The 15,137-nt window shown below is 64.6% G+C and carries 17 protein-coding genes; 7 read left to right on the top strand and 10 right to left on the bottom strand.

Annotated elements, in window-relative coordinates:
* Both narJ and narI read left to right on the top strand, forming a co-directional pair.
* Complete coding sequence (gene narJ, locus H7A12_16150; protein MCP5322315.1) at nucleotides 1-738, top strand: nitrate reductase molybdenum cofactor assembly chaperone; 738 nt, start codon at nucleotides 1-3, stop codon at nucleotides 736-738.
* Nucleotides 735-1,472, top strand: a complete 738-nt coding sequence (gene narI / locus H7A12_16145) for a respiratory nitrate reductase subunit gamma (protein ID MCP5322314.1) — start codon at nucleotides 735-737, stop codon at nucleotides 1,470-1,472. The genes narJ and narI overlap by 4 nt, the downstream gene beginning before the upstream one ends.
* 68 nt (nucleotides 1,473-1,540) lie before the next feature.
* On the opposite strand, the gene H7A12_16140 is transcribed toward narI, so the two are convergent.
* The 5 genes from H7A12_16140 to H7A12_16120 form a co-directional block, all read right to left on the bottom strand.
* Complete coding sequence (locus tag H7A12_16140) at nucleotides 1,541-1,972, bottom strand: PaaI family thioesterase (GenBank protein ID MCP5322313.1); 432 nt, start codon at nucleotides 1,970-1,972, stop codon at nucleotides 1,541-1,543.
* A gap of 196 nt (nucleotides 1,973-2,168) precedes the next feature.
* Nucleotides 2,169-3,815: an AMP-binding protein gene (locus H7A12_16135; GenBank protein MCP5322312.1), complete on the bottom strand. Its 1,647-nt coding sequence runs from the start codon at nucleotides 3,813-3,815 to the stop codon at nucleotides 2,169-2,171.
* Between the two features lie 18 nt (nucleotides 3,816-3,833).
* Nucleotides 3,834-4,601 (bottom strand): SDR family oxidoreductase, encoded by a 768-nt coding sequence (locus H7A12_16130; GenBank protein ID MCP5322311.1) that lies wholly within the window; start codon nucleotides 4,599-4,601, stop codon nucleotides 3,834-3,836.
* 61 nt (nucleotides 4,602-4,662) lie between these two features.
* Nucleotides 4,663-5,331, bottom strand: a complete 669-nt coding sequence (locus H7A12_16125) for a hypothetical protein (GenBank protein ID MCP5322310.1) — start codon at nucleotides 5,329-5,331, stop codon at nucleotides 4,663-4,665.
* Entirely contained in the window at nucleotides 5,243-6,343 is a 1,101-nt protein-coding gene (locus H7A12_16120) for a hypothetical protein (protein MCP5322309.1), read from the bottom strand. Before H7A12_16120 ends, H7A12_16125 begins: the two co-directional genes overlap by 89 nt.
* Nucleotides 6,344-6,448: 105 nt before the next feature.
* Here H7A12_16120 and radA point away from each other — a divergent pair, with 105 nt between their 5' ends.
* Nucleotides 6,449-7,810: a DNA repair protein RadA gene (radA, locus tag H7A12_16115; protein ID MCP5322308.1), complete on the top strand. Its 1,362-nt coding sequence runs from the start codon at nucleotides 6,449-6,451 to the stop codon at nucleotides 7,808-7,810.
* Nucleotides 7,811-7,828: 18 nt separating this feature from the next.
* Here radA and H7A12_16110 read toward each other — a convergent pair whose 3' ends face one another.
* The 3 genes from H7A12_16110 to H7A12_16100 form a co-directional block, all read right to left on the bottom strand.
* A complete protein-coding gene (locus H7A12_16110; protein ID MCP5322307.1) occupies nucleotides 7,829-8,188 on the bottom strand; it encodes a hypothetical protein in 360 nt (119 codons plus the stop codon).
* 213 nt (nucleotides 8,189-8,401) lie between these two features.
* Nucleotides 8,402-8,803, bottom strand: coding sequence for a PIN domain nuclease (locus H7A12_16105; GenBank protein ID MCP5322306.1), 402 nt, complete (start codon nucleotides 8,801-8,803; stop codon nucleotides 8,402-8,404).
* Entirely contained in the window at nucleotides 8,800-8,994 is a 195-nt protein-coding gene (locus H7A12_16100; GenBank protein ID MCP5322305.1) for a type II toxin-antitoxin system VapB family antitoxin, read from the bottom strand. The genes H7A12_16105 and H7A12_16100 overlap by 4 nt, the downstream gene beginning before the upstream one ends.
* A 112-nt stretch (nucleotides 8,995-9,106) precedes the next feature.
* Between H7A12_16100 and H7A12_16095 the strand changes: the two genes are divergently transcribed.
* Together H7A12_16095 and H7A12_16090 are read left to right on the top strand one after the other, a co-directional pair.
* A complete protein-coding gene (locus tag H7A12_16095) occupies nucleotides 9,107-9,481 on the top strand; it encodes a glutaredoxin family protein (protein MCP5322304.1) in 375 nt (124 codons plus the stop codon).
* Nucleotides 9,482-9,513: 32 nt separating this feature from the next.
* Nucleotides 9,514-9,981, top strand: coding sequence for a CreA family protein (locus tag H7A12_16090; protein ID MCP5322303.1), 468 nt, complete (start codon nucleotides 9,514-9,516; stop codon nucleotides 9,979-9,981).
* Nucleotides 9,982-10,210: 229 nt separating this feature from the next.
* On the opposite strand, the gene ettA is transcribed toward H7A12_16090, so the two are convergent.
* Nucleotides 10,211-11,875: an energy-dependent translational throttle protein EttA gene (ettA, locus tag H7A12_16085; GenBank protein ID MCP5322302.1), complete on the bottom strand. Its 1,665-nt coding sequence runs from the start codon at nucleotides 11,873-11,875 to the stop codon at nucleotides 10,211-10,213.
* Nucleotides 11,876-12,209: 334 nt separating this feature from the next.
* Here ettA and H7A12_16080 point away from each other — a divergent pair, with 334 nt between their 5' ends.
* Both H7A12_16080 and H7A12_16075 read left to right on the top strand, forming a co-directional pair.
* A complete protein-coding gene (locus tag H7A12_16080) occupies nucleotides 12,210-12,839 on the top strand; it encodes a hypothetical protein (GenBank protein MCP5322301.1) in 630 nt (209 codons plus the stop codon).
* 80 nt (nucleotides 12,840-12,919) lie between these two features.
* Complete coding sequence (locus tag H7A12_16075; protein ID MCP5322300.1) at nucleotides 12,920-14,182, top strand: serine hydroxymethyltransferase; 1,263 nt, start codon at nucleotides 12,920-12,922, stop codon at nucleotides 14,180-14,182.
* Nucleotides 14,183-14,200: 18 nt separating this feature from the next.
* Here the strand turns inward: H7A12_16075 and H7A12_16070 are convergent, their stop codons facing one another.
* Entirely contained in the window at nucleotides 14,201-15,100 is a 900-nt protein-coding gene (locus H7A12_16070) for a class I SAM-dependent methyltransferase (GenBank protein ID MCP5322299.1), read from the bottom strand.
* Nucleotides 15,101-15,137: the final 37 nt, after the last annotated feature.

Below are 15,137 nucleotides of genomic sequence, written 5' to 3'. Positions count from 1 at the left end.
ATGAATGCCTTTGCCCAGGCTCCGGATCGTGCTGCGGGCGCTGCGTTGCGCGCCCTTGCACGCCTGATCGATTACCCGGACGGCGAATTGCGCCAGGCGCTGCCGGAGCTGCGTGCAACGCTGCATGCCGCGCGCCGGGCGGGTGCTCCGCTGTCGGACGATCGCCTCGCGGAACTCGATCGGCTGGCAAGGAGCCTTGCGGACAGCGACCCGCTCGATGCCGAAGCAGAGTACGTGAGGGTGTTCGATTCCTCCCGTGCCTGCTCGTTGCACCTGTTCGAGCATGTGCACGGAGACTCGCGCGAGCGCGGTCCGGCACTGGTCGATCTGCGCCACAGCTACGAACAGGCGGGGCTGCTGCTCGCGCCAGGCGAGTTGCCCGATTACCTGCCGGCAGTGCTCGAATTTGCCTCGACCCAGCCGGCAACGCAGACGCGCGGGTTCCTTGGCGAGCTGACCCATATCCTCAATGCGATCCACAGCGCGCTGCGTCGCCTGGAGTCGCCGTACGCGTCGGCGATCGCGGCGATCGTCGAGCTTGCCGGTGAGGAGCCGACTGCCGTGGAGTCGGCTCCAGAGCCCGCACTCGATGCATTGTGGGAAGAGCCGCCCGCCTTCGACGGCTGCACGCCGTATCGCGCACGACCACAGCCGGTCGCTTCCGCCGACCCGGTTCGATTGGTTGGCGAGCCGCAGCGCGTCGCCGTACCTGTTTCCAGCAACGGAGCCCCGTCATGAACGCTCTCGATTACCTGCTGTTTGGAATCTATCCGTATATCTGCATGGCCGTCTTTCTGGTCGGCAGCCTGATCCGCTTCGACCGTGACCAGTACACGTGGAAGAGCGATTCCTCGGAGTTGCTGCGACGCGGGCAGTTGCGCCTGGCGAACAACCTGTTCCACATCGGCGTGCTGTTCCTGTTCTTCGGCCACCTGGTCGGCATGCTGACACCGCACTTCATCTACGAACCCTTCATCAGCAGCGGTGCAAAGCAGCTGCTGGCGATGGTTTCGGGTGGAATCGCCGGCACGCTGGGCTTCATCGGGTTGACGCTGCTGTTGCAGCGGAGGTTGTTCGACGAGCGCATCCGTGCCGCATCGCGCCCCGGTGACATCCTGATCGCCGTGCTGCTGTGGCTGCAACTGCTGCTCGGGTTGGCCACCATCCCGCTTTCCGCCCAGCATCTCGATGGCAGCACGATGCTCAAACTGGCTGGATGGGCTCAGCGCGTCGTGACGTTCCGTGGCGGCGCCGTTCCGCTGCTGGCCGACGTGGGCTGGGTATTCAAGGCGCACATGTTTCTGGGGATGACCGTATTCCTGGTGTTCCCGTTCACCCGGCTGGTCCATGTCTGGAGCGGTTTTGCGAGCCTGTTCTATCTGGTGCGTGCACCGCAGATCGTGCGTTCGCGCCGTCTCGACCCCGCGCTCGATCGCCTGCGCGCGGGCCGTGCCGGCGACCTGCGCGGCTGAGGCCCGCCTTCCCGCCGCACCCGCCGCACCGCACTTTGCCTCGGACAGAGGCAGTGTGCCGGTGCGGTTCAGCCCTTCAGCGGCGCCACCTTGCAGGTGGCCGAAGCACGTGCGATCGGCGTGCCGTCCGCGTCGGTCAGGTCTGCCTCGGCAAATACGATCGAACGCGTGCTGTGCACCACGCGGCCTTCGCTGAAGCACACCCCGGGGCTGCAGACCCTGAAGAACGACACCTTCAGTTCCAGCGTCGGCGCCATCATGCCGACGCCGACCTTCGCCGTGATCGCGTGTGCCATCGCCGCATCGAGCATCGAGGTCACGAAACCGCCCTGCACGATCGTTCCCGAATGGCAGCATGCTTCGGTCGGATACCAGCGCAGCCGTGCCCAGCCGCGCTGCTGATCGATCGCTTCCACGCTGCCGTCGAGGATGCGCATGAACGCCCCCGCACGCAGGCGCATGTATTCGATCATCTGTTCCGTATCGAGTGCTCCACTCACTGCAACCAGCTCCTTTTTTGCGTGGGTCGGCATTCATGCCGACGGGAATCGCCACACCTGTCGGGTTGAAACCCGACCTACGTGGCTCGGCATTCGTGCCGACGGAAATGTGGGTCGGCATTCATGCCGACAGGGATTGTGCCGGCCCCGGTCGGGCTGAAACCCGACCCACAACACCGTCGGATTGAAATCCGACCTACAGGCGCGTCAGCGTCCCCGGTGCGAAGCGCGCTTCCCAGGCTGCAACATCTTCTGCGCTCATGCGCCGGTACGGCTCGTCCATGCGTGGCTTCCACCACAGCGGATCATCGGTATGCCAGCGCTGCTCGCGTAACTGCCTGCGCATCACCTTGGCGGTGGCAGTGACCGGGATCTCCTGCATCACGCGCACGAACGCCGGCATCCATTTGGTGCCGAAGTCGGTCTGCGCGGCAAGGAAGCGTTCGAACTCCGCGACGTCGAAACGGGCACCGGGGCGCAGTTGCAGCGCAGCCATCACGCGGTCACCGACCACGTCGTCGGGCACCGCGTAGACGCCTGCAAGCACGACGTCGGGATGGCGGAACAGGGCCTGCTCGATCTGTGCCGACGCGATGTTCTCACCGTCCACGCGCAACCAGTCGTCGTCACGACCGGCAAACCAGAAATAACCCTGCTCGTCGCGGTACGCGAGGTCTCCGGTCCAGAACACGCCGTCGTGTACACGACGATGGTTGGCCTCGGGGTTGTTCCAGTAACCCTCGAAGCCTTGTGCGCCATCGACGTTGGCAAGTTCACCGATCGCGTCATTCGGGTTCAGCAGCCTGCCGTCGGTGTCGAAGCGCGCCCGCGGGCATTCCGCGCCGGTTTCGGGGTTCAGCACCTTCACCCCGGGCTGTTGCGATACGCCGAGGCAGCCGCGCGGCATGTCCGGTGTGCGCGCGATCGAGATGCCGCCTTCGGTAGAACCGTAACCGTCGATCACGGTGCAGCCGAAGCGCCTGGCGAAATTCTCCTGGTCCGCGATCGCTCCTTCGTTGCCGAACACCATGCGCAGCGAGTTGTCGTGGTCGTTGGCCTGCTCGGGAGCGGTCAACAGGTACGCGAGCGGCTTGCCCACGTAGTTGAAATGCGTGACACCGTAACGGCGCACATCCGGCAGGAAGCCCGAGACGCTGAACCTGCGGATGATGGTTGTCCCCGTGCCGACCACCGTGGGCAGCCAGCCCATGCTGATTGCGGCGTTGTGGAACCACGGCATCGATACATAGCTCACGCAATCCCGGCCGAAACCGAAGAACTGCGACACCAGCGTGGCGAGCGCCGCAACACGCCCATGCGAACAGATGCACGCCTTCGGCGCCCCGCTCGAACCGGAGGTGAAGATCAGCGCGAAGGTATCGCTCGGGTTCACCGTGACCGCGGGCAGCGCTGCGCCTGCGAATGGCGCGAGCAGCGCGGCATGCTCCCCGGAGTCGATGTCGACGATGCGAGCGCTGCCGATCGCATCACGCAGGCCCGCAAGCTCGGCGCGGTACGCTTCTGCGCTGATCACGAACTGGCAGTCGGTGTGCGTGATGTCGCGCGCGAGGTCGGCACCCCGGCGGGTCGGGTTCAGACCCACCATGGTCGCGCCGGCCAGAATGCAGCCGGTGAGCCAGAGCGGGAACTCGGGCACGTTGTCGAGCAGGATGCCGACGTGGAACGGGCCCGCGCGGCGGTTGGCGAGCAGGAACGCAGCGCGTTCGGCGCCAGCAGCGATCAGCTCGCGGTAGCTCCACTGCTGGTCGCCATGGCGCAGTGCGACGTGCCCGTCTTCTGCGCGGGAACGGAAGATGTCGGTGACGGTGTGGTGCGTGTTCATCGGCGTCTGTGTCCGCGCTCAGCTCAGCACGCCGCCGTCGACCTGGAAGATCGTCCCGGTCGAGTAGCTCGACGCGTCGCTGGCGAAGAACAGCACCGCGTTCGCCACTTCCTCGGGCAGGCCGGCACGCTTCAGCGGGTTGATCTTCATCATGTCGGCGTAGCGCCCTGGGTCGTTCAGCGTGTGATCGCCCATCACGGTTCTGATGACGCCCGCAGAGATCGCGTTCACGCGCACACCGTGCGGGCCGAACTCGCGCGCGAAGCAGCGCGTCACGGTATTCAGGCCGGCCTTCGACACGCAGTACGCGCCGATCTCGGGCTGCGACATCAGCGCCGATGTCGTGCTGATGTTGATGATGCTGCCCTTGCCGCGTGCGACCATGCGCTTGCCGATCGCACCGCTCAGCAGGAACGGACCCTTCAGGTTCACGTCCATGATCTTGTCCCACAGCGATTCCGGCGTGTCGGCGAAGGATTCGGTGTGCGGCGGGCTGATGCCGGCGTTGTTGACCAGGATATCGATCGCGAGTCCGCGTTCGTCGAGTGCGGCGACCAGGTGCTGGATGTCCTCGCTCTTGCCCATGTGCGAGGCGATCGCATGCGCCTTGCCTCCGCGCGCGCGGATCGCCGCAGCCGCTTCGTCCAGCGATTCCTGCTTGCGCGCGACCAGTACGACCTCTGCGCCCTCGTCGGCGAACAGTTCGGCGATCGCGAGTCCGATGCCGCGCGAGGCGCCGGTGATGAGTGCAGTACGGCCGCGAATCGAAAAGGCGTTGCCGGTCATGTTGAAGTCCTCCTGTGCGGGTAAAAAATGATCTTCGAGACGCCGGGGTGTGCGCGTGCCTTCAGCCGATTCCGGTCTGCCGTCGCAGCTGCTCGAGATGGTCGTGCTGCGCTTCGGGCGAAGGCGGTGCCGGCGCGCGTGTCGCGGCGGTCGCCGGGGCCGGCAATTCCAGCACTTCGCCGTTGGCGAGCCGTTCGCAGATCGCCTGATAGTTGCTCTCGAACAGCGGAAACGCCTTGCGCTCCGGTGTGGATGCGAGCAGGAACCAGCCGGTTTCGCGTCCCGCGTGATACACGGCCGGATGACTCCAGCGCTGCGCGTGGCGCGGTTCGCCGGCCAGGCAGGCCTCGTGGTACGCACTGCGTGCGTCGGGCAGGCCCTGGGCTGCCATGCGCGCGTCGTTGCAGCATTCGCGCATGCGCGCCAGCGTGGGCAGGTATTCCGAGGTCTCGATGCAGCGCCGCGCGCCGAGCAGTATCGTTTCCGTGCTGAACTGCGCCAGGCTGTCCAGCCACAGACGCTTGATCTGGTTGAGTTGCGTGGCGTCGCCGTAGGCGCTGTAGTACTGATTGTGGTAGTTCAGGCGAAACAGCGCGAAGACCTGATTGATTGCATCGACCTGCGCCTGATCGCGGCGCGCCTCAGTCGGCCCAGCTGCGGTCCGTGAGGTCTTCGACGATGCTTCGAGATCGCGTAGTGCCCGTTCCGCCAGATCCTTGCCGTGTTCCATGCCTGTGCTCCGCGGTGCTCGCTGCCCGGTGGCTGCGTGCCCAATGATACTTCACGTGCTGCAGGAACTTGCTGTTCCAGGAAGGATGCGCTTCGCCGGCGTCGGTCCAGAACATCTGGAACTCGGGCAGCAGCGTGCGTGCGAACGCGCTGTCGATGTTGGCCATGCGCAGGATGTCCCAGACATCGGCCGACGGCTGCCAGTCGGCCGGCAGTCGCCGCGGCTCGCTGTCGAGGTCCATGGTCGCGCTGTAGCGTGCCCACTGGCGCTTCACGTGCGATACGAAGCGCGAGTTCCAGGTGCGTGCCGCCTCGCCGCGTTCGGTCCAGTACAAAACGAATTCCGGTACCGCATCCTCGATGAAATGGCGACTCACACCGGCGCGAAGCAGGATCTCGAGTGCATCGGGCCCGGGTTCCCAGTCCTGGCCGATCGGTTGCGGACCGCTTTCGCGTGCGGCGTCGCGCGACTCCTGCTCCCGCCAGCGTCGTATCACCTGCGAGCGGAACTTTGCGTTCCACGCGAATGCGGGTTCTCCGCGCTCGGACCAGTAGGCCACGAAGTCGTCGAGCTCGCTCTCGATGAACACCGAAGGAATCCCGTGCAGCGCGAGCTGACGCAGCAACTGTTCGTCGGGCCGCCAGCGTGTGGCGATCGGTGCCTTGCCGGGTGCCCTGGCGGGAGCCGTGGTGCCTGCACGGTGCGTCGTCGCTTGCGCAGGCGCATCGAGCGCGAATCGCAGGCAGGCGCTCTGCTCGAGCGGTGGTGAGTCGATCGCAAGCACGCCCTTGTCGCGCAGACTGGCACTGATGCGCTGACAATCGCGCTCGCCCCAGAACGGCAGCAGGCGCAGCAGCTCTGCCTTGTCGATTTCGCACCACGGCCCGCGCCGCGGCGCAAACTGAGCTGCGTCGTGCAACAGCGCCAGCATCACCGCCTCTTCGAGGCCGATCGTCGCTGCCAGCGTCGGTGAGACGACGAGAGCCCGTTCCTGGATCAGACTCGCTGCCATGGGATCTTCTGGGAACTGCCGGGTCCGGGGGCGTAGTGCCGGGGCGTTTGCCCTGCCACAATCGACCGCCGGAGAATGAATGGGCACCAAGCGTAAGGATCGGGTGTGGCAAAGTCCAGAGTCGTCTATGTGTGCCAGGATTGCGGTTCGGAGCAGGCCAAGTGGGCCGGACAATGCCCGGATTGCGGCGCCTGGAACACCATGACCCAGTTCGTCGAGCCCGGTGCGCCGCGCGGCACCGCAACGCGCCGCGGCGGTTATGCGGGTGATGTGACGGCGCTGCAGACGCTGGATCAGATCGACCTCGCCGAGGTCCCACGTTTCTCGACCGGCTACGTCGAGTTCGACCGCGTGCTGGGCGGCGGCATCGTGCCCGGGTCGGTGAATCTGATCGGCGGCCAGCCTGGTGCCGGCAAGAGTACGCTGCTGCTGCAGGTGATGTGCGCGTTGTCGCAACAGATGGATGCGCTCTACGTGACGGGCGAAGAGTCGCTGCAACAGGTTGCGCTGCGAGCGCACCGACTGGGGTTGCCGACCGACCGCCTGCGCATGCTTGCCGAGACCAGCGTCGAGGCGATCCTCGAGGTGACGGCGCAGTTCGCGCCGCGCGTGATGGTGGTCGATTCGGTACAGGTCGTGCACTGTGACGATGTGCCGTCGGCGCCCGGCGGCGTATCGCAGGTGCGCGAAAGTGCGACCCGTTTCACCCGGTTTGCGAAGTCTGCCGGCAGCGCGCTGTTCCTCGTCGGACACGTCACGAAGGACGGCACGCTCGCCGGACCCAAGGTGCTGGAGCACATCATCGACTGCTCGATCATGCTCGAGGAGGAAGGCGACAGCCGCTTTCGGGCGCTGCGTGCGGGCAAGAACCGCTTTGGCGCGGTGAACGAGCTCGGCGTGTTCGCGATGACCGATCGTGGCATGCGCGAAGTGCGCAACCCTTCGGCCATCTTTCTCTCGCGCGGCACCGACATCGCCCCGGGCAGCGTCGTGATGGTGGTCTGGGAGGGGACACGACCGCTGCTGGTCGAAATCCAGGCGCTGGTCGACGACAGCCTCGGTGCGAATCCGCGCCGTGTGGCGGTCGGTGTGGACCAGAACCGGCTCGCACTGTTGCTCGCGGTGCTGCACCGTCACGGCGGCATGCAGCTCGGTGACCAGGACGTGTTCGCGAACGTCGTCGGTGGCATCAAGGTCGGCGAGACTGCTGCTGACCTTGCGCTGCTGCTCGCGATCGTCTCCAGCTACCGCGATCGGCGCATCGACGCCGGCCTGGTCAGCTTCGGTGAAGTCGGCCTCGCCGGCGAGATCCGCCCCGTTCCCAGCGGCGGCGAACGACTGGCGGAAGCCGCCAAGCACGGGTTCACGCGCGCGATCGTCCCGCTGGCCAACGTGCCGCGCAAGCCGATCGACGGCATGGAGATCGTCGGCGTGACGCGATTGTCCGAGGCGCTGGCGGCGCTGTGAGGCGCGCTGCCATGCGCGCTAGCCGCGGATCTTCGCGTTCGTGCGTTCCGGATGTCCTTCGAGATGGCGCAGCCGATGTTGGGCAGCCAGCGCAAAACGGCCGAGGATCGCGTTCAGGTCCGATGACTGTGTTGCGTTCGCGAACGCGCTGTGACTGCGCAGGCGCTCACTGACCGTGAAAGTCTCGCCGTCGCTGGCGAGCGTGATGTCCTCGTACTCGAGGCCGATATCGTCGCCGAGCGTTCGCTCGAGCAGCTCCCGCACGGTGTAGTTGAAGAAGTTCTTCACGTCGCCCACCGATTCGGCATGGTTCAGGCTGTTGCGCAGCCCTGGTGCCAGTTCGTTCTCGATCCGGGAATACGAAACGAAATCGCTCATTGCGCGCGTTCTCCTCGATCAGCGGGACTACAGGACTCTGCTGCATAGTATCGTCGCGATTCGGCGAACGGCAAACGCGGGAGGCGGGAGTCGCTCAACAGATACTTTGTGATCTCCACCTTCAGTGGTGGGAGCTGGAGAACTTTATTCGCCGACACCCCTTGAAGACGCCGCCATCAGCATGGGAATGAATCGTGTCGGGTCTGACCAGGGTCAGGTTTTCAAGGAAACTACCCTGAGCCCGATGTGTTCTGCGAATGCATCGAAATCGCGGTCGGAGTGCAGCAGCGAATAGCCGCTAACGATGCAGCGCGTCGCGATGATCGTGTCTATCGTCTTCCGAACCGTTATGCCTTGAGCGCGGAGCAGACGGAAATTTCGCGCTGCTTCAATGGCAATGTCCTTTCCGCCCAATTTCACGAGTGTGAACGCATCCAGCATCTTTCGTGCTTCGTTAAAATCTCGATCAGATGTGAAACCCTGGAGGACCTCGGTTAGTATGAGGTCGCCAATGGCTAGAGGCTCATTCCCGAGCAAGGCGTCCAGGCGTTCGACTTGTGGATTCGATTTTCCCCGAAAGAAGTCGATCCACACGCTGGAGTCAACCAGAATCACTTGTCTGTTCTCATGGCCTCGAGGTCGCCCTCCCACGCAAGCTTGCCCCGTAGCCTGCGCACCTGCGCTTGCTGGTCGAGACGAAGGATGGTACGAAGACCGAGCTCGACTACCTCCCGCTTGGTCCTCAGCCCCGTGACCCGAAGGGTGTCCTTCATGAGCTCGTCGTCAATTACAATGTTGGTTCGCATGGTGTGTACTCCAGCGTTTATATATACACATTATGCGCCAGGCAGTAGTGCTGCGGGAACCCGAGGATGAGCTGATCCATCCATGAAACCTGTTTTTTCAAGCCAAGGATTCGTGTGTACAGGGGCAGGCTGTCTGCTCCTCTCGGCATTGCTTGTGCTGCTGATGCCGGTATCGCCGGCGGATGCCAGCACTGCGCCGACCGAAGCGCCCGCCACCGTCGAGCAGGGGGCACAGCCGCTCGTCGAGATCTACACCACGCCGTCGTGCACCTACTGCAAGATGCTGCGCAAATACCTGCAGGCGCGTGGCATCGAGTACACCGAGCACAATGTGAACGCGACCGTCGAGACGCGCGAGGCGTTCTATGCCAGCGGTGCGCACGGGGTGCCGGTGGTCGTGATCGGTACGCGACGGATCCAGGGCTTCAACCCGCTGCGGATCGAGTCGGCGCTGCGCGAGGCCCGTGGCGCAGAACCAGTAAACTGAATGGGGTGGGCACGATGCGTAACGGAGTTTCGATGAAGCCGTGTCGGAGTGTCGGGGTGCTCGTCCTTGCGGCTTTGGCCTGCGGGGTGCATGCCGACGAGGTCGGGTGCGTGTCGACCGTGTTCAAGTGGGTCGGACCCAACGACAAGATCTGTATCGAATCCTTTCGTGATCCGAAGGTCGATGGTGTTGTGTGTCACGTCAGCCGTGCCGTGACCGGTGGTGTGAAGGGTGCCGTTGGTCTTGCCGAGGACACGTCGGATGCAGCGATCGCATGCCGCCAGGTCGGTCCGATCACGATCCGCGGCAAGCTGGAGGACGGCGAGGATGTGTTCCGGGAGAGCCGCTCGCTGGTGTTCAAGCGGCTGCAGGTGGTGCGTTTCTTCGACCGGCCGAACAATACGCTGGTCTACCTCAGCTATTCGGATCGGCTGATCGAGGGTTCGCCGCAGAATTCGATCTCCACCGTGCCGATCATGCCGTGGAGTACGGCCCCGTAGGCCGGCATTCGCGCGTTGGGCGCAGGCCGGCATTCATGCGTTGGGTGTAGGTCGGCATTCATGCGTTGGGTGTAGGTCGGCATTCATGCGTTGGGCGTAGGTCGGCATTCATGCGTTGGGCGTAGGTCGGCATTCATGCCGACGATGTATGCCTCCGATCGGGCACCTGTCGGGTTGAAACCCGACCTACATGGGTTGAAACCCGACCTACGCGGGGTGCAGCAGAGACTCAGCGCGCGATCGGCCTGTAGCGGATCCGCTTCGGTTTCGCGCCTTCCTCGCCGAGTCGCTTCTTCTTGTCTGCCTCGTATTCCTGGTAATTGCCCGCAAAGAAGGTCCACTGCGAGTCGCCTTCGGCAGCGAGAATGTGCGTCGCGATGCGGTCGAGGAACCAGCGATCGTGGCTGATCACCAGCACGCAGCCGGCGAACTCGAGCAGGGCGTCTTCCAGCGCACGCAGCGTCTCGACGTCGAGGTCGTTCGACGGTTCGTCGAGCAGCAACACGTTGCCGCCGGCAATCAGCGTCTTCGCCAGGTGCAGCCGTCCGCGCTCGCCGCCCGACAGGTTACCGACGATCTTCTGCTGGTCGGCACCCTTGAAGTTGAAGCGCCCGAGATAGGCGCGGCTCGGCATCTGGAACTTGCCGACGGTCAGGATGTCCGCGCCACCGGAAATCGCTTCGAACACGCTCTTGTCGTTTGCCAGGCCTTCGCGTGACTGGTCGACCGAGGCGAGCTTGACTGTAGGGCCGACGCGGATCGAGCCGCTGTCGGGCTGCTCGCCGCCCATGATCATGCGGAACAGCGTCGACTTGCCGGCGCCGTTGGGGCCGATGATGCCGACGATCGCTCCCTGCGGCACGCTGAAGCTGAGCCCGTCCATCAGCAGCCTGTCGCCGAAGGCCTTGCCGACCTGGTCGAACTCGATCACCAGCTCGCCGAGACGCTCTCCCGGCGGGATGAAGATTTCCTGCGTTTCGTTGCGCTTCTGGTAGTCGAGGTTCGAGAGCTCCTCGAAGCGGTTCAGGCGCGCCTTGCTCTTGGCCTGGCGCGCCTTCGGGTTGCTGCGCACCCACTCGAGCTCCTGTTTCATGGTCTTGATGCGTGCAGCCTCCGACCTGGCCTCCTGCGCCAGTCGTGCTTCCTTCTGCTCGAGCCACGAGGTGTAGTTGCCCTTCCACGGAATGCCGTGGCCGCGGTCGAGCTCGAGGATCCATTCGGCGGCGTTGTCGAGGAAGTAGCGATCGTGGGTGATCGCGACCACGGTACCGGGGAAGCGCTGCAGGAACTGCTCCAGCCACTCGACCGATTCGGCGTCGAGGTGGTTGGTTGGTTCGTCGAGCAGCAGCATGTCGGGCTTCGACAGCAGCAGCCTGCACAGCGCCACGCGACGCCTTTCGCCACCGGAGAGCTTGCCGATTTCCGCGTCCCACGCTGGCAGTCGCAGTGCGTCGGCCGCGATCTCCATCTGCGTTTCGGCGTCGGAGCCGGCTGCTGCGATGATCGCTTCGTACTTCGCCTGCTGCTCGGCGAGCTTGTCGAAGTCGGCATCCGGCTCCGCGTAGGCGGCGTAGATCTCTTCGAGCTTCTGCTTCGCTTCCATGACCTCGCCGAGCCCGCCCTCGACTTCCTCGCGCACGCTCTTGGCCGGGTCGAGCTCGGGTTCCTGCGGCAGGTAGCCGATGCGGATGCCGGGTTGCGCGCGCGCCTCGCCGATGATGTCCGTATCCACGCCGGCCATGATGCGCAGCAGCGTCGACTTGCCCGAACCGTTCACGCCGAGCACGCCGATCTTGGCGCCGGGGAAGAACGACAGCGAGATGTCCTTCAGGATCTCGCGCTTGGGCGGCACGACCTTGCCGACCCGATTCATCGTGTACACGTATTGCGCCATCTCGTGTCCGTCCGCCGGGAATATCAATGGGGCGGCGAAGTTACCCCAGAGCCGGGCACTTGGCAAACACGCATGGCACGCAACACGCATGGCACGCACGCATGGCACGATTGCACAGTCACGCGAAGCCGCGGGTGCGCCTCCGTATACTCGACCCGCTGCTGGTGTGGTTCCGGAGGCGGGGATGAAGAACATGTCGCAACAGATGGCGAGGCGTGTGGCGAGGCCTTTGCATCGGGGGGCGTGTGCCGCAGGGATGCGGCACTCGAGCCTGCAGGGATGCATTTGCGGTGTCCCACCGGTGCAAAGGCCTCGCCACGCGCCGGTCATGTCGATGTTCGAAGGGCTTTTGCGACAGCCCTTGACGCCGCTGTACGTCTTGTTGTTCTGGCTGGGGGCAGTGCTGGGCGCGCCTGCGTACGCACTGCTCGATGGCGCTTCGTGGTCGGCGACGCGGATCGTGCGCATCGACGGGCGCGAGTTCGTCACCCACGTGAACCACACGCGGCTGCAGGAGCGCATCGTGACCGACGTCGCTGGCGTCGAGCTGACGCTGATCCTGCGCAGCGACCGCAATGTTGCCTGGCAGTTGGTGCCGCTGATGATGGTTTACGCCGAAGCCGACGTCTCGCGCATGGATACACCCGCAAACGTGCGCATCGTCGAAGCCGAGCCGCTGGGTGAGGAGGCCGTCGGCGGGCAGAGTGCAATGAAGTATCGAGCGCTGTTCCAGACCCGCGACGGAACCCGTCACGAGGGTCACTTCTGGCAGAACGCGGCCGGCGTGCACGTGAAGGAGCGTTTCCCGGTCACCGACCGCGCCGGGCGCACGCGGCTGATCGAGCTGGAGCTGCGGGATCTGCGGGTGGGCGCACAGCAGCCAGGCCTGTTCGAGGTGCCGACAGGTTATCGACTGATCGACGTCGATATCGGATCGGTGCTGGGGGAATTGTTCGGCTTCTGAACCCCGCCCGGCCTGGTGAGATCGGGTAGAATGCGCGGCTTTTCCGACCATCGCAGGGGCCTTGTCCCGGAGGAGACGCCATGTTCGACCGCCATCTCAGTGTCGCTGACTATGATTCCGAACTGTGGGACGCGATCTGTCACGAGGAGCGGCGACAGGAAGAGCACATCGAGCTGATCGCCTCGGAGAACTACTGCAGCCCGCGCGTGATGCAGATGCAGGGCACCGTGCTGACGAACAAGTACGCCGAAGGCTACCCGCACAAGCGTTACTACGGCGGCTGTGAATTTGTCGACCGCGCCGAGGAACTTGCGATCGAGCGTGCGAAGCAGCTCTTCGGCGCCGATTTTGCCAACGTGCAACCGCATTCGGGGTCGCAGGCGAACAACGCCGTGTACCTGGCGCTGTGCCAGCCGGGCGACACCATCCTCGGGATGAGCCTCGCGCACGGTGGGCACCTGACGCACGGCGCAAAGCCGAATTTCTCCGGCAAGCTCTACCACGCGGTGCAATACGGTCTCGACGCCGCGACCGGCGAGGTGGACTACGCCGAAGTCGAGCGGCTGGCGCTGGAGCACCGCCCGCGGATGATCGTGGCCGGCTTCTCCGCGTACTCGCGCGTGATGGACTGGGCGCGCTTTCGCGCGATCGCCGACAAGGTGGGAGCCTACCTGCTGGTCGACATGGCACACGTAGCCGGGCTGGTTGCAGTCGGCCTCTATCCGAATCCGGTGCCGTACGCCGACGCGGTGACCACGACCACGCACAAGACACTGCGCGGCCCGCGTGGCGGGATGATCCTCGCGCGACGCAACGACGAGCTGACGAAGAAGTTCAACTCGGCGGTATTCCCCGGTGGCCAGGGGGGGCCGCTGATGCACGTGATCGCCGCCAAGGCGGTCAGCTTCAAGGAAGCACTGGAACCCGGGTTCCGCGTCTACCAGCAGCAGGTGGTGGACAACGCACGCGCGATGGCGCGCACGTTCATCGAGCGCGGCATCGACATAGTCTCCGGTGGCACCGACAACCACCTGATGCTGGTGAACCTGATCGGTAAGTCCTACACCGGCAAGGACGCCGACGAAGTGCTTGGCGAGGCGCACATCACGGTGAACAAGAACGCCGTGCCGAACGACCCGCGCCCGCCCGCGGTGACCAGCGGACTGCGTGTGGGTACGCCCGCGATCACCACCCGCGGTTTCGGCATCGCCGAGACGGTGGAGCTCACGCACTGGATGTGCGATGTGCTGGCCTCGCTGGAAGACGGCAGCAGCGATCGGGTGATCACCGAGGTGCGCGCGAAGGTGCTGGCAATCTGCCGGCGCTTTCCTGTCTACGGCTGAGCCGCGAGCGGTCTGCGCTCAGCGCTTGCGGGCGCAGACCAGGATCTCGTTGGTCAGCAACAGCTCGCTGCCGTATTGCTCGACGAGCCGCTGCGGCGGCGTGAGATTGCCCACCTTGATGATGATGCCGGACTCGATCGAGAAGCCGGCATCGGCGATCGCCTGCAGCAACTCCTCTGCCGTGATCCTGTTCAGGGACCGGTATTCCCCGAGAAGGTAGTTCTTCACCCGTTCGAATTCGTTGTTGCGGTACAGGATGTCCTGCTCCGGTGCCGCCACGTTGTCGTGCGCCGATCTCGCCATGTCCAGGAACGTCTCTTCGTCCATCAGCAGATGTGCCCATGGCTGATCCACGAGTCGACGCAGGTGCGATCCGTACGGGCCGTGGAACAGCGGCTCGATCTGGACGTACAGAGCGCCGCCGGGTCTGGTGACACGCAGCAGATCGACAAGTACCGAGGAGACGTCGGTGACGTGCTCGAATACCGACCACGAACAGACGAGATCGAAGTGGTCGTCGGGAAATGGCAGCGGGCAGCCCGGCCGTGACTGCACGAACGACAGGTTCGGCGGATGGCCGATGTTCTTCTGTCGAAGCGTATCGTGCAGGGTATCGAAGGCGCGGGTGATGTCGACGCCGATCACGCTTGCTGCGGTACGCGTCGCTACGCCTGCGGAGTTGATGCCGTCGCCACAGCCGAAATCGAGGATCGTTGCGTCCTTGCGGTAGTCTGGCAGCATATTGTCAGTGCAGATCCGCGTGGCGACGCCGTGGAAGTGCGCATCGAACCACGGATCCTGCCAGTCTGGATCGGGAACGATCAGGGGAGAAAAGCTGCAGGCGATTTCAGGTGTCCGTTGCGTGTACGGAACCTTCGCGGCAGGGGAAAGCAGGCGTTTGACGAGATCGGTTAGCATCGGATGCGAAGACTGCGGGTTGCCGGCGAGGTTGCAG

Source organism: Pseudomonadales bacterium, assembly GCA_024234165.1.
Lineage (GTDB): Bacteria > Pseudomonadota > Gammaproteobacteria > Pseudomonadales > UBA5518 > UBA5518.
The sequence above is the reverse complement of the archived record's forward strand: the minus strand, read 5'-3'. Positions and strand labels throughout refer to the sequence as shown.

Coding starts and splice junctions, on each gene's coding strand:
- narJ (MCP5322315.1), top strand. CDS start 1: ATGAATGCCTTTGCCCAGGCTCCGGATCGTGCTGCGGGCGCTGCGTTG.
- narI (MCP5322314.1), top strand. CDS start 735: ATGAACGCTCTCGATTACCTGCTGTTTGGAATCTATCCGTATATCTGC.
- H7A12_16135 (MCP5322312.1), bottom strand. CDS start 3,815: ATGAACACGCACCACACCGTCACCGACATCTTCCGTTCCCGCGCAGAA.
- H7A12_16130 (MCP5322311.1), bottom strand. CDS start 4,601: ATGACCGGCAACGCCTTTTCGATTCGCGGCCGTACTGCACTCATCACC.
- H7A12_16125 (MCP5322310.1), bottom strand. CDS start 5,331: ATGGAACACGGCAAGGATCTGGCGGAACGGGCACTACGCGATCTCGAA.
- H7A12_16120 (MCP5322309.1), bottom strand. CDS start 6,343: ATGGCAGCGAGTCTGATCCAGGAACGGGCTCTCGTCGTCTCACCGACG.
- H7A12_16110 (MCP5322307.1), bottom strand. CDS start 8,188: ATGAGCGATTTCGTTTCGTATTCCCGGATCGAGAACGAACTGGCACCA.
- H7A12_16100 (MCP5322305.1), bottom strand. CDS start 8,994: ATGCGAACCAACATTGTAATTGACGACGAGCTCATGAAGGACACCCTT.
- H7A12_16090 (MCP5322303.1), top strand. CDS start 9,514: ATGAAGCCGTGTCGGAGTGTCGGGGTGCTCGTCCTTGCGGCTTTGGCC.
- ettA (MCP5322302.1), bottom strand. CDS start 11,875: ATGGCGCAATACGTGTACACGATGAATCGGGTCGGCAAGGTCGTGCCG.
- H7A12_16080 (MCP5322301.1), top strand. CDS start 12,210: ATGTTCGAAGGGCTTTTGCGACAGCCCTTGACGCCGCTGTACGTCTTG.
- H7A12_16075 (MCP5322300.1), top strand. CDS start 12,920: ATGTTCGACCGCCATCTCAGTGTCGCTGACTATGATTCCGAACTGTGG.
- H7A12_16070 (MCP5322299.1), bottom strand. CDS start 15,100: ATGCTAACCGATCTCGTCAAACGCCTGCTTTCCCCTGCCGCGAAGGTT.